This window comes from Janthinobacterium agaricidamnosum NBRC 102515 = DSM 9628, assembly GCF_000723165.1.
Lineage (GTDB): Bacteria > Pseudomonadota > Gammaproteobacteria > Burkholderiales > Burkholderiaceae_D > Janthinobacterium > Janthinobacterium agaricidamnosum.
Window position 1 is genome coordinate 1,138,595 of the sequence record NZ_HG322949.1, and the last position, 12,542, is coordinate 1,151,136.

Below are 12,542 nucleotides of genomic sequence, written 5' to 3' on the forward strand. Positions count from 1 at the left end.
AACGGCGCCAGCTGGCTGATTTAGGGCCGGTTTTACTTGTCCAGCACCACCCTGGCGCCGTCATTACGCCGCAGCTGCTTCCTGAAGCGTCCCAGCCAGTGCTCCAGGTCGTCGATATAGGTGAACACGGCCGGCACCACCAGCAAGCTGAGCAAGGTGGACGTGATCAGGCCGCCGATCACGGTGATCGCCATCGGCGAACGGAAACTCGGGTCGGCGCCCCAGCCCAGCGCCAGCGGCATCATGCCGGCGCCCATCGCGATGGTGGTCATCAAAATAGGCCGGCTGCGCTTGTGGCAGGCGTCGACCAGCGCGTCGACGCGGTTCATGCCGGCCTGGCGCGCCAGGATCGCATAATCGACCAGCAGGATCGAGTTCTTGGTGACGATCCCCATCAGCATGATCAGTCCGATCATCGACGGCATCGACAGCGCGCGGCCGGTCAGCAGCAGCGCCACGAAGGCGCCGCCGATCGACAGCGGCAGCGCGGCCAGGATGGTGATCGGCTGCATGAAGTCCTTGAACAGCAGCACCAGCACGCAAAAGATGCACAGCACGCCGATCAGCATCGCCAGGCCGAAGCTGGCGAACAGCGACGCCATTTCCTGGGCGTCGCCCAGCTCGGCGATATGCACCGACGGCGGCAGGTTTTTCATCGACGGCAGCGCGCGCGCCTCCTTGTTCAATTCGCCCAGCGAGCGCTGGCCCAGCTCCACGTCCAGCGTCACGTTGCGGCTGCGGTTGAGCCGGTCGATCTGCGCCGGGCCGCTTTCCATGCTGATGCCGGCCACGTTGGCCAGCCGCACCGGGCCATTCTTGCCGGGCACGGTCAGGCGCGAAATCGCGTCCAGGTCGGCCCGCACCGCATCCGGCAGCTTGACCCGGATCGGCACCTGGCGTTCCGACAGGTTCATCTTGGTCAGGTCGGTGTCGTAGTCGCCGGCGGTGGCCACGCGCACCGTTTCGCCGATCGCCGTGGCGGTCACGCCGAGGTCGGCGGCGCGCGCGAAGTCGGGCCGCACGATGATTTCCGGGCGCACCAGCGAGGCGCTGGAACTGACGTTGCCGATGCCTTTCAGGCCGCGCAGTTCGCGCTCCACTTTTTGCGCCGCGCCGGTCAGCGCGACCGGGTCTTCGCTGCGCAAGACCAGCTGCATCTTGACGCCGGTGTCGGGCGGGCCGACGGTGAAGCGGGCGCCGGGGATGCCGTCGAGCTGATGCCGCAGCTGCGCTTCCAGGCCGGCCATCGATTCCTTGCGCTTGGTACGGTGCAGCGTGGTCAGCGTCAGCACCGCGCGGCGCGCCTCGGCCGCCGCGCCGGGCGCGAACGCGTCGCCGGCCGAGCCGCCGCCGATCGAACTGAACACGCCGGTGATGCCAGGCACCCGCAGCGCCGCCGCGCGCGCCTGCGCCGCGACCACGCGGGTTTCGGCCAGCGTCGAGCCGGGCGGCAGTTCCAGGTTGATCTGGGTCTGGCCGCGGTCGGCGGCCGGCACGAAGCCTGTCGGCAGCAGCGGCACCAGCATGATCGAGCCGGCGAAGAACAGGCCGGAAGCGATCGCGGTGACCAGCCGGTGGTGCAGGCACCAGCGCATCACGTTCAAGTAGCGCCGCATCAGCCAGCCGTCTTTTTCTTCCTTGTGCTTCAGCGGTTTCAGCAGGTAGGCGGCCATCATCGGCGTCAGCAGCCGCGCCACCACCAGCGAGGCCAGCACCGCCAGCACGGCGGTCCAGCCGAACTGCTTGAAGAACAGGCCGGGAATGCCGCCCATGAAGGCGGTCGGCAGGAACACCGCGACCAGCGCGAAGGTGGTGGCGATCACCGCCATGCCGATTTCATCGGCCGCTTCCATCGCCGCCTGCATCGGCGTCTTGCCCATGCGCAGATGGCGCGAAATGTTTTCGATCTCGACGATGGCGTCGTCGACCAGCACCCCGACCACCAGCGCCAGCGACAGCAGCGTGACGGTGTTGAGGGTGTAGCCGAACCAGTAGATGCCGAGGAAGGCCGGCATCACCGACAGCGGCAGCGCGGCGGCGGCCACCAGCGTGGCGCGCCAGTCGCGCAAGAACCACCACACCACCAGCACCGCCAGCAGCGCGCCTTCGTACAGCAGTTCCATCGAGCCTTCGAAGTTTTCCTCGACCGGGGAGGCATTGTCGATGGCTTGCTGCAGCACGATGTTGGGATGGTCTTTCCGCAGTTCGGCGACCGCCGCGCGCACGCCCGCGGCCACCGCGACTTCGCTGGCGCCCTTGGTGCGGAACACGTCGAAGGCGACCACCGTCTTGCCGTCCTGCTGCGCGATCGAGCGCGGTTCGGACACCGTGTCGCTGACCCTGGCGACCTGGTCGAGCCGGATGTGGCGCCCGTCCGGCAGCGGAATGTCGATGCGCGACAGTTCAGCGGCGCTCTGCACGGTGGCGATGGTGCGCACCGACTGTTCGGCGCCGCTGACGTCGCCGCGTCCGCCCGGCGCTTCCCTTTGCACCAGCCGCAGCTGGCGCGACACGTCCAGCGCCGACACTTTCAGCGCCGCCATGCGTTGGTCGTCGAGTTCGACGCGGATTTCGCGGAACACGCCGCCGACCCGGTTCACCGCGCCGACGCCGGGCACCGCCAGCAGCCGCTTGGCGACGGTATTGTCGACGAACCAGCTCAAGTCTTGCGGGTCGAGCGGATTGTCGACGCCGTCGCGGGCGGTGGCGCTGAAGGTCAGCACCACCCGGCCGGCGGTGGAGATCTTGGTCACGGCCGGGTCGCGCAGCTCGGCCGGCATGTCGGCCTTGACCCGCGCCACCGCGTCGCGCACGTCGTTGACGGCTTCGGCGATCTGCTTTTCGAGGATGAATTCGACCGTCACGACGACCGTGCCGTCGAGCACCTTGGTATAGATATTCTTGACGCCTTGCAGCGTCGCGACCGAGTCTTCGATCTTGCGCGCCACCTCGGTTTCCAGCTGGGCCGGCGCGGCGCCGGGCAGCACCGCGCTGACGGTGACGATCGGCAGTTCGATGTCGGGAAAATCCTGCACCGGGTTGGCGCGGTAGGCCAGCAGCCCGGCCAGCGTCAGCAACGCGAACAGCATGATGGCCGGGATCGGATTCTTGATCGATAAGGAAGAAAAATTCATGGCCGTTCCTTGTTTGGCGCGGCTGCCGCTGCCACATTGCGCACCAGGTCGCCGTCGTTCAGGAAGCCGGCGCCGCTGACGACGATGCTGGTATCGGGCGTGATGCCGCCGAGGATTTCGATGCGGCCGGCCAGCCGGCGGCCCGGCTGCACCTTGATCTGGCTGACGCGCTGGTCTGGATTGAGGCGGAACACGTAGCTGAAGCCGTCGCGTATCGCGATCGCCTGCTGCGGCACGGTGATCGCGTCGGAAGCGCCCAGTTCGAACTGGCCGCTGGCGTACATGCCGGCCTTGAACGGCGCTTCCTTGCCGGTGGCGGCCGGCAAGTCGACGTACACCAGCGCTGAGCGGGTTTGCGGATCGACGGTCGGTGCGATCATGCGCACCTTGCCGTTCAGCACGCTGCCGTTGGCGGCCGTCACTTGCGCGCTGGTGCCGGGTTTCAGGTTCAGCAATTCGGCGGCGGTGACTTCGGCGCGCCATTCGAGGCGCCCCTGGCGTATCATGCGGAACAATTCGGTGCCGGCGCCGACCACCGACCCGACGGTGGCGCTGCGCGATGAAATCACGCCGCTGTCCGGCGCCACCACCTGGGTATATTTCAGGCGCAGCTGCTGGCTGGCCAGTGACGCCCTGGCCGACGCGATGCGCGCGTTGGCGGTCTGTTCGGCGGTCAGGTACTGGCTGATTTGCTGGGCGCTCAGCGCGCCGCTGCTTTGCAGCGTGCGCGCGCGGGCCGCGTCGGCCACCGCCTCGGCGGCATTCGCCTCGGCTTCCATCACGGCGGCGCGGGCTTGCGCCAGGTCGGCGTTGACCGTGTCGCTGGAAAACAGCGCCAGCACTTGGCCGCTCCGCACCATGTCGCCGACGTTGACCTTGACGTCGGTCAGGCGCAAGCCGTTCGATTCGCTGCCGATCACGGCTTCCTGCCACGCGCTGACGTTGCCGTTGGCGCTCAATTTGATCGGCAGCCGCGCCGAGGAAGGCTTGGCGGTGGTCACGGTCAGCGCCGCTTTCTGTACGCCGGCCTTGCCTTTGTCGTCGGCGGCGCTGGAGGCCGGCGCATACGCGCCAAAGCCGATGACGGCCAGGCTGGAGACGGCGGCCAGCGCCAGGGCGATCGGTTTGATGGTCAGTTTTTTCATGATGGACTCCGCTGAGGGTTCGCTATCGGATGGTCAGGGGGCGCTGCCGCTGCCGGACGCGGCGCCTGCCGCGGGCGCGCTCCAGCCGCCGCCGGCGGCGCGGTACAGCGCGATCCAGGCGGCGCTGCGTTGCTGCTCCAGGTTGACCACGGTGTTTTCGGCCGCCAGCCGGCTGCGCCGCGCATCTTCCAGTTCCAGCAGGCTGGCCAGGCCGTTCTTGTAGCGGTCTTCGGTCGCGCTGAACGACGCGCGGTAGCCGGCCAGCGCGGTTTGCGCATCGCCGCCGCGTTCCCCGGTGCTGTGCAGGTCGACCAGCGCCTGTTCCACTTCGCGCACCGCCTGGCGCACCTTGGCGCGGTAGGCGAGCACGGCTTCGTCGTAGCGCGCGGCGGCCGCGTCGACATTGGCGCGGCGCCGGCCGGCGTCGAATACCGGCAGGCTGACCGACAGCGGGCCGATGGTCCAGGTGTCGGCGCTGGTATTGACGCCATCGCTGCGGAAGTTGGCCGCGCCGACCGAGCCGGACAAAGTCAGGCGCGGGTAGCGTTGGGCTTGCGCATTGCCGACTTCGGCACTGGCGGCCGCCACTTCACGTTCGGCGCTGAACACGTCGGGCCGCTGGGCCAGCACTTGCGCCGGCAGGCTGGCGATGGCCAGTCCCGCCGGCGCCACCGCCGCATGGGCCGCCAGTTTCCGGCGCAGTTCGGTTTCCGGCACGGCGCTCAGTTCGACCAGGCCCTTGATGCCGCGCTCGCACGCGGCGCGCTGGTCGATGGCGCGGCTATTGCCCTCGGCGGCGCTGGCGCGCGCCAGCGCGGCGTTGGCCGGCGACTGGAAGCCGGCCTTGGCGGTCATCTCGGTCAGGCGCGCGGTATCGGCCCGCGACGCCGCATCCTGCAGCGACACGGCCAGCAATTGCTGGCAGGCGCGCAGGCTGTAATACTGGTTCGCCACTTCGGCCGCGACCGACACGCGCGCATCGTGCCAGCCGGCTTGCGCGCTGTCGAGCCGGGCCTGGGCCGCATCGCGGGTGGCGCGGTTGGCGCCGAACACGTCGATTTCCCACGACGCCTGCAACGCCGCCTGCGAGGTGGTGCCCAGCGGCTGCAGCGATTGCTGGCTCATGCGGTTGACGCTGGCGCTGGCGTCCAGCGACGGCAGCAGCGCCGCGCCGCCGGCGACCCGGTCGGCGCGCGATTGCACGATGCGGGTGCGCGCGCTGGCGATGCCGGGACTGACTTGCTGCGCGGCGCCGATCAGCTCGACCAGCAGCGCATCGCCCTGGCCTTGCCACCAGCTTTGCAAGTCGCCCAGCTTGCCGTTGTGCGGCAGCGGCGCCTGCCATCCGGCCGGCGCCGGCGCCGTCACCTGCGGCGCCGGCCCCCGCAGCGCGCAGGCGCTGAGCGCCAGCGCCGCGCATACGGCCAAGGCAGGTCCCTGTGTCTTCATGCTGTTTTCCTTTGCAGTCGGTTTTTTTCCACCGCGATGATCGCCTCGGCGTAGTCCACCAGGCTGGCCGCCCATCGTTCGACGGCTTGCGGCGTGGCCAGCAATTGCGGCCGTATCGATTCGACCACGTCGCGCGTGGCCATCGCTTTCCATCCCATGCCGACGATGGCGAACGCCAGCCGGTGCATATCGTCGTTCGGCGGGCTGATACCGACGTGGCGGCTGACCATGTCGACCAGCGCCAGGTGCACCGGCTTGATGCCGCGCTGGATCTCGTTTTGCCACAGGCCGGTCGGTTCCAGCAATTCGCGCAGCCACAGGCGCACGCGCAGCTGGGTCAGGTCGCCCTGGTGCATATAAAACACCACTTTTCCGAAAAAAATATGCAGCGCCTCGCGCAGCGGCAAATCCGGCTGGGCCAGGGCGGCGATGGCCTGTTGCGGATTGTTCGACTGGTGCTTGAAACAGCTGCGGTACAAGCCTGCCTTGTCGCCGAAGTAGTAGCTGATCGCCGCCACGTTGGTGCCGGCGGATAGCGCGATTTCGCGGGTCGACGTCTTGGCATAGCCTTGCTCGCCGAACAGGCGGATTGCGCTCAGCAGCAAGCGTTCGCGCGACTGTTCGCCGTCCGAACGGGGTTTGCGGCTGTCTTCGGTCCGTTCCGGTTTTGGGGGGGCTTTTTCTGTCATGCAAGCATTTAATCATATATTTCAAACGATTGATATAAGTAAATCAGCCGTTTGATTTATATGATGGACGAGCGTTATCCGCGATGCTGCAGCGCACGCGGGACGGCCCGAAGCTGGCGATCGATGAGGGAGAGGGCGGGGCGGGGGAGTGTTACGGGCAAAAAAATGCCCGCTGACCTTGCGGTGCGGGCTGAATCCAAAGTTCAGAGAACGGTTTGGAGGAGACAGGGCTACTATAACCCAAAAAATGTTGCGGTGCAATACGGTAAAACTACCATGTTGTCACACTGCTGTCTCCTCGCATCAAGCGACGATTGATAGGGCATGTCGATTTGTCCATGTTGCAGCGCACATCGATCCATGCAGTCTCAGGCATTCGCGCGCAGCGCCAGCGTAAAGGTGCTGCCGGAACCGTAATCGCTGCTGAAAAACAGTGCGCCGCCGATCACATTGGCCAGGTTCTGGCACAGGTACAGGCCGAGGCCGGCGCCTTCGACGTGGCGCGTCGACGTCGAATCGAGCTGCGAAAATGCCTGGAACAGCTTGGCCTGGTCTTCTTCCTTGATGCCGGCGCCGCTGTCGGTGATGCTCATCTCGGTCAGCACATGGCCATCCTCTTCTGCGCGCTGCGACAGGCTGATGTTGACCGTGCCCTGTTCGGTAAACTTGATCGCGTTGTTGAGCAGGTTGATCAGGATTTGCGTCAGCGCGCGGCGGTCGGTGTCGACCGAGATCGGCTGCGGCGCCAGTTCGACGGTCAGCGCCAGGCCTTTTTGCTGGGCCAGCGGGCGCAGCGTTTCGGCCACTTCGGTCATCAGGTCCTGGCATTGCACCGGCTCGATCGACAGCGTCAGCTTGCCGGCCTCGATCTTGGCGACGTCGAGGATGTCGTTGATCAGCGACAGCAGGTGGCGCGCGCTGGCGCGGATGGTGTTCAACTGCTTGTCCTGGTCCGCGGTCAGCGGTCCCGGCAATTTCATCAGCAACGCGCCGGTGAAGCCGATGATGGCGTTCAGCGGGGTGCGCAATTCATGCGACATATTGGCGATGAAGGCCGACTTCATGCGGCTGGCCTCGGCCAGTTCCAGGTTTTTCAGCGCGATTTCGCGGTTGATGGTTTCCAGTTCGGCGGCGTGGTGCGCCAGCCGCATGTTCAGTTCGATCACTTGCCGTTCGCGGGCTTGCAATTCGCCGTTGACCTGCACCGCCTGTTCATAGGTCGAGATCAGCAAGTCGAGGATTTGCTGGCGTTCGGCGTTGATGAAATGCTTCTGGTCGCCGAGGTACAGCGCGATGCCGATTTCGACATTCTGGTTCTTGCGCAGTTTCTGGTTCATCAGCATGTGGCTGATGCGGTTCAGCAGGTAGTCTTCGGCGTACGGCTTGCGGATGAAATTGTCGGCGCCGCACTCGATGCCGCGGATGATGTCCTTCGGGTCGTTCAGCGACGTCACCAGGATCACCGGGATGTCGCGCAGCGTCGCGTCGGACTTGATCGCGCGGCACAGGTCGTAGCCATTCATTTCAGGCATCACGATATCGGACAGCACCAGGTGCGGCTTGCGCTCGCGGATCGCGGCCAGCGCCAGCTGGCCGTTGGCGGCCACGCGCGCGTTGTAATGCAGCGACTGGATCAGGCGGCGCAAGCGCTCGGCCTGGGTTGGACTGTCTTCGACGATCAGGATTTCGATTTCGTCGGGCTTGATTTGATTACTGGAGTCCACAGACCATCTCCTGGATTCAATGTGATTACGGTGTTGCGGCGTGCCACGGATCAACTGGCTGTAACCGATTACATCGGCTGGTTCGTGGCGACGCGGTGTATATATGTGATGTGACTATATCGGATTTATGGCGAAAACAGTAAAAAATCCTTTTATGAAACTTTTTTAATGTTTGCGCGCCGGGCAAAACGTGCAGTACAAGGCAAGGCAACGCCGCCATGGATGTTTTGCCCGGCGCTGTGCGCCGCGCGGGTCGCTCAATAATCGCCCTGGAAGCGGCCGGCCCGGTAAGTCAGGACCAGCGTATCGCGGTGGCCGTGCGTTTCCAGCGGCTGGATCGGCGTCGATTCATGGATCACGGTGGCGTCGTCGAGCAGCAGCAGCGACCACGGTTCGGTCAGTGTGAAGCGCTTGCCGTTCGGTCCGTCGGCTTCGAAGATGCGGGTTTCGCCGCCCTTGATATTGGCGCGGCCGATCAGCAGCACGGCGACAAAATCGACGCCGTCGCGGTGCGCGCCTTCCGGCGTCGGGCGGCCGATGCCGTCGGTGGTGTCGATGCGGAATTGGTGCGCCTCGATGAACCATGGCTGCTGGCCGCGCAATGCCGAGCACACATGGCCCAGCGTGCCGAGCAATTGGATCCAGGCCGGGCTGGCCGCGATGGCCGGCGCGATCGGCTCGAACAGGCGTTGCATGCCGCCGTGCAGCGCGTTGTATTCCAGCGGCTGCCAGTGGGCGCGGTGTTCGGTCTGGGTCAGCTGGCGGCCATCCTGGATGAAGCAGGAGTGGCGCCGGCGCCGGTAGCGGCCGCCATCCTTCAGGTAATTGTCGAGCGCCAGATCGTCCCAGGAGGGGATCAGCGCGGCCAGCGCGGCGCCATCGCAGCCGGCCAGCGCGGCAACATGCTGCGGCCGCAGCACGGCGTAACCGTCGTTGCGCAACGCCTGGATGACGAGATCGGGATCGGTGAAAATCGGTGCGGAAGTGGTCATTGTCGCGCGGTGCCGTAAAGGCCGGTTCAGGTTGTCGGGCCTGTTATTTTACGATGCATCGGGCAACAGCGTTTTATCCTTCACCATCAGACGTTTTTCATCAGGCTGGCACGCAAATCGGTCAGTTGATTTTTCATGCCTACCACTTGATCGATATTGCAATTTGTTGCATTCAATATGCACTCCGGCAACAGCGCAGCTTGATGGCGCAACTGGTCGCCATGCGGAGTCAGCGAAATGATCACCTGGCGCTCATCGCTGGCGGCGCGCACGCGGGTGATCAGGTCGGCGGCTTCCATACGCTTGAGCAAGGGCGTCAACGTGGCCGAGTCGAGGAACAGCCGTTCGCCGATATCCGACACGGTCAGTTCATTACGCTCCCACAACACCATCATCACCAGGTATTGCGAATACGTCAGGTCGAGCTTGCGCAACAGCTTGCGGTAAAGCTTGCTCATCGCCAGCGACGTCGAATACAGCGCAAAGCATAACTGGGCGTCCAGTTGCGGTACCTGATGCAGCGGATTGGCGCTGGCAGGCGGTGTCGGGGCGAGTATGGTATCCATGCCCACAGTATATATAGTGCGCTATTTAATTGCAAGGCGAGACTACCACCGGGGTCAGCCCCGGTGGGGCATAGGATTAGCGGCTGCGGCCGTAGCGCAGGCGCAACAGATCCAGCATGGCGACGTTGAGCTCCCACGCATTGCTGACTGGTTGTTGCGTGTACGGCAAGGCTTGGGTATAGGGCAGCGGGCCGAATTCCGGCGTCATCGTCATTTGCCGGGCGCCGGCCGCTTTGCGCAGGGCGACGATCTGGTCCCACCACGCCAGGTGCTGTTGCAGCGCCGCCTGCGCTTCCGGGGCGCGGAAGTCGGCCACTTGCGGGCCTTGCTGGTGGCCGACGCGGGCGTGGATGTGGCGCACGTGCGGCAAGGTGCGGGCCAATGTTTCCGGCTGGTCTTCCAGCAGCGATTCGCAGGCGCAGCACCAGTGCGACAAGTCGGCCGTCAATTGCAAGCCGGGATCTTGCTCCAGGTACGGCAGCAACAGCATCGGATGGCCGCTGAAACGGCTGCGGTGGATTTCATGCACAATCGGCACGCCATGCCTGGCCGAGATGTGGTCGGCCAGCGCGATCAGGTCGCGGTTTTGCGCCGGCGTGTAGAAATCCTTGCCGGTATGCGAGTTGACCAGCAGCGGCCGCGCCGCGCAGGCGTTGTCGAGCAGCGTGGCCAGCGCCGCGCGGTGTTCGTCGAATTGTGGATGGAACACGGTTTCCCATTGCTGCGCGATCAGGCCCAGGCCGGCGTCGGCGATGCGGCTGGTCCAGTCGTCGCGCTGGACCGGGTCCAGCGGCAGCGACATTTCAATGCCGTCGAAACCGGCCGCCAGCACGCGCTCGATGAACACTTGCGGCGCCAGTTCGTTACTGCCCCAGTGCGGGGCGAAAATCAGGATATCCATGCTCGCCCTGACTGTCAGATGAAGCCGCGTACCGGGAACGACGCGTCGCGCTGGATCCAGTTGGCCTGCGAGTACGCGGTGTTGCCGTCGGTGGCGTGCAGCGTGTAGGCGTGGCGCGACACCGGCGAACGGTTCGGCGCGCTGTAGTGCGGCAGCAAGCCGTGGAAGCAGACCAGCGCGCCGGCCTTGACTTCCAGCGGCACGGCGGTGCTGTCGTCGGGCCATGGCATGTCGCTCAGTTTTTCGACCCGCACCTGGTCGCGCGCCGCGCCTTCGCGCAGGAACCGTTCGCGCAGCGGGCCGCGATGGCCGCCCGGTTCGGCCCACAGGCAGCCATTGTCCAGCGTCGCGTCTTCCAGCGCGAACCAGAAGGTGGTCACGCTGATCGGGGTGGTGTCGAAATAGGTCGCATCCTGGTGCCAACGGACTTCGCCGCCGATGCCGGGCTGCTTGAAGATGTACATCGATTGCCACACTTGCGCGTCGGCCAGGCCGACGTCGCGCGCCACCTCGGCCAGCCGCGGGTCGCTGGAAAACGCGCGGAATACCGGGTCCAGGTCGTGCATCGCGTGGCCGATCTTGTTGATCGACAGCGACTTGGCTTGTTTTAATTGGCCGTCCGGGCCGAAGGCTTCTTCTTCGAAAAAGCAGCGGATGGTGTTGTCGGACGACAGGAAGAAGTCGTTGGTGTTCCTGGCCTGGTCGCGGGTGGTGAAAATCGACTGGCTGGCGCTTGGGTCGAATTCATTGACAATCTGTTCAGCACGGGCGCGCAGCGCGGCGATCTCTGCGGCGCCTTTGAAGCCGGGCACGATCAGGTAGCCATCACGTTGATATTGTTCTTTTTGGTCGTTGCTCAGCATGGCGATGGCTCCTGAAAGGGATGGAAACAGCTTGGAAGTAATGACAATGAAGACATTGTACGGCGCTGGGCAGGCCGCAACAATCGCCAAGTTGTTGACAGATTGTCGTCAAAACATTGACAATCAAGGCCATGGACCAATTACGCGCAATGGAAATTTTTGTCGAAGTGGCGCGCTTGCGCAGCTTTACCGCCGCCGGCGTGCGGCTCGGGTTGACGCGCGCCATGGTCAGCAAGCACATCATGCAGCTGGAGCAGCGTCTCGACGCGCGCTTGCTGCACCGCTCGACGCGCGAAGTCAGCCTGACCGACGCCGGCCGCGCCTATCTGGCGCCATGCATCGCCACCGTGACCCAGGCCCAGGAAGCGGCGCGGGTGGTGGCGCACGCTGGCGCCGAACTGGCCGGGCCGCTGCGAATACAGGCGCCGTCCAGTTTCGGCAGCGCGTGGCTGGCCGACGCGGTGGCCCGTTTCAGCTTGCAACATCCTTTATTGACGCCGGAATTGTTTGTCGACGATGCGCTGCTCGATCCGATCAAGCACGGTTTCGACTTGACGATACGGGTCGGCGGGATTCCCGACAGCAGCGCGCTGGCGATGCGCCGGCTGGCGCCCTGCCGAGGTTTGCTGTGCGCCAGTCCGGCCTATCTGGCGCAGTGGGGCGTGCCGCACACGCCGCAGGATTTGATGCAGCATCAATGCCTGCATTTCAGTCATTTGACCGATGGCACCAGCTGGCATTTTGTGCGCGGCGACGAAAGCAGCACGGTGCGGGTGCGCGCCGGGTTTACCGCCAATAACGGGCTGGTGCTGCACCAGGCGGCGCAGCGCGGGCTCGGCATCGGCTACAGCACGACATTCCTGGCGTGGTCCAATTTGCTCGACGGCACGCTGGTGCCGGTATTGCCGGAATGGTCGCTGCCGCTCAATTATCTGAGCGCACTGTATCCGGCCAGCCGGCAATTGTCGCCCAAGGTCAGGGCGCTGATCGATTTCCTGGTCGATGAATACCAGCCGGCGCCGCCGTGGGACCGCGCGCTGGACGCGGCCGGCTTGCTGCCGCGTGCCTGACGCCGATCA

The 12,542-nt window shown here is 65.2% G+C and carries 10 protein-coding genes; 1 reads left to right on the forward strand and 9 read right to left on the reverse strand.

Going from position 1 to position 12,542, the window contains the following annotated elements; genetic code table 11:
• Nucleotides 1-32: 32 nt before the first annotated feature.
• The 9 genes from GJA_RS04845 to GJA_RS04885 all read right to left on the reverse strand — a co-directional run bounded on the left by GJA_RS04845 (nt 33) and on the right by GJA_RS04885 (nt 11,463).
• Nucleotides 33-3,134, reverse strand: a complete 3,102-nt coding sequence (locus GJA_RS04845) for an efflux RND transporter permease subunit (RefSeq protein WP_038489325.1) — start codon at nt 3,132-3,134, stop codon at nt 33-35.
• Nucleotides 3,131-4,279, reverse strand: a complete 1,149-nt coding sequence (locus GJA_RS04850; RefSeq protein WP_038489328.1) for an efflux RND transporter periplasmic adaptor subunit — start codon at nt 4,277-4,279, stop codon at nt 3,131-3,133. The genes GJA_RS04845 and GJA_RS04850 overlap by 4 nt, the downstream gene beginning before the upstream one ends.
• A 33-nt stretch (nt 4,280-4,312) precedes the next feature.
• On the reverse strand, nt 4,313-5,728 hold the full coding sequence (locus tag GJA_RS04855; protein ID WP_051780314.1) for an efflux transporter outer membrane subunit: 1,416 nt from the start codon (nt 5,726-5,728) through the stop codon (nt 4,313-4,315).
• Nucleotides 5,725-6,417, reverse strand: coding sequence for a CerR family C-terminal domain-containing protein (locus GJA_RS04860; protein ID WP_038489330.1), 693 nt, complete (start codon nt 6,415-6,417; stop codon nt 5,725-5,727). Before GJA_RS04860 ends, GJA_RS04855 begins: the two co-directional genes overlap by 4 nt.
• 368 nt (nt 6,418-6,785) lie before the next feature.
• Nucleotides 6,786-8,141 carry a hybrid sensor histidine kinase/response regulator gene (locus GJA_RS04865; protein WP_038489332.1) on the reverse strand — a complete coding sequence of 452 codons (1,356 nt, stop codon included), beginning with the start codon at nt 8,139-8,141 and terminating at the stop codon, nt 6,786-6,788.
• A 257-nt stretch (nt 8,142-8,398) separates the two neighbouring features.
• Nucleotides 8,399-9,133, reverse strand: coding sequence for a 2OG-Fe dioxygenase family protein (locus GJA_RS04870; RefSeq protein WP_038489334.1), 735 nt, complete (start codon nt 9,131-9,133; stop codon nt 8,399-8,401).
• A gap of 86 nt (nt 9,134-9,219) precedes the next feature.
• Nucleotides 9,220-9,699 carry a MarR family winged helix-turn-helix transcriptional regulator gene (locus GJA_RS04875; RefSeq protein WP_051780317.1) on the reverse strand — a complete coding sequence of 160 codons (480 nt, stop codon included), beginning with the start codon at nt 9,697-9,699 and terminating at the stop codon, nt 9,220-9,222.
• 76 nt (nt 9,700-9,775) lie between these two features.
• Nucleotides 9,776-10,600: a sugar phosphate isomerase/epimerase family protein gene (locus GJA_RS04880; RefSeq protein ID WP_038489338.1), complete on the reverse strand. Its 825-nt coding sequence runs from the start codon at nt 10,598-10,600 to the stop codon at nt 9,776-9,778.
• A gap of 14 nt (nt 10,601-10,614) precedes the next feature.
• Nucleotides 10,615-11,463 carry a phytanoyl-CoA dioxygenase family protein gene (locus GJA_RS04885; RefSeq protein ID WP_038489341.1) on the reverse strand — a complete coding sequence of 283 codons (849 nt, stop codon included), beginning with the start codon at nt 11,461-11,463 and terminating at the stop codon, nt 10,615-10,617.
• Nucleotides 11,464-11,594: 131 nt separating this feature from the next.
• On the opposite strand from GJA_RS04885, the gene GJA_RS04890 reads away from it, so the two are divergent.
• On the forward strand, nt 11,595-12,533 hold the full coding sequence (locus tag GJA_RS04890; RefSeq protein WP_038489344.1) for a LysR family transcriptional regulator: 939 nt from the start codon (nt 11,595-11,597) through the stop codon (nt 12,531-12,533).
• Nucleotides 12,534-12,542 lie beyond the last annotated feature (9 nt).